Annotated in this window: 1 protein-coding gene; it reads left to right on the top strand. The window is 70.1% G+C overall.

What is annotated here, in order from left to right; genetic code table 11:
- Positions 1-63: 63 nt before the first annotated feature.
- A partial coding sequence (locus B7P34_RS36445) for a CNNM domain-containing protein (RefSeq protein ID WP_146167074.1) occupies positions 64-395 on the top strand: 332 nt, incomplete at its 3' end.

Raw genomic sequence — 395 nt, 5'->3', positions numbered from 1 at the left:
CCACCGAGGCGACCGACGCTCAGCATCGCGACGCCCGCCACCGCGCAGAGGGAGGTCGGAAGCATGAGCTCTGATTGGCTCGGACTCGTCTGGCTCGTCGTCCTGCTGCTCGGCAACGCGTTCTTCGTCGCCTCGGAGTTCGCGATCGTCGCCGCCAAGCGCTCCCAGGTGGAGCCGCGCGCGGCCGCCGGGTCGGGGGCCGCGAAGACGGCGCTCTACGCGATGGAGCACGTCTCGCTCATGCTCGCGATCTGCCAGCTCGGCATCACCGTGTGCTCGCTGCTGCTCGGCAACGTCTCCGAGCCGGCGATCCACCATCTGCTCGCGGGACCGCTCGCCGGGCTCGGGATCCCCGAATCCGCGGCGTCGACGATCTCGTTCATCCTCTCCCTCGG

Origin of the sequence: Streptosporangium nondiastaticum (genome assembly GCF_003011965.1) — a bacterium.
Classification (GTDB): domain Bacteria; phylum Actinomycetota; class Actinomycetes; order Streptomycetales; family Streptomycetaceae; genus Streptomyces; species Streptomyces nondiastaticus.
Note: the sequence above shows the minus strand (reverse complement) of the source record. Positions and strands in the feature narration are given on the sequence as shown.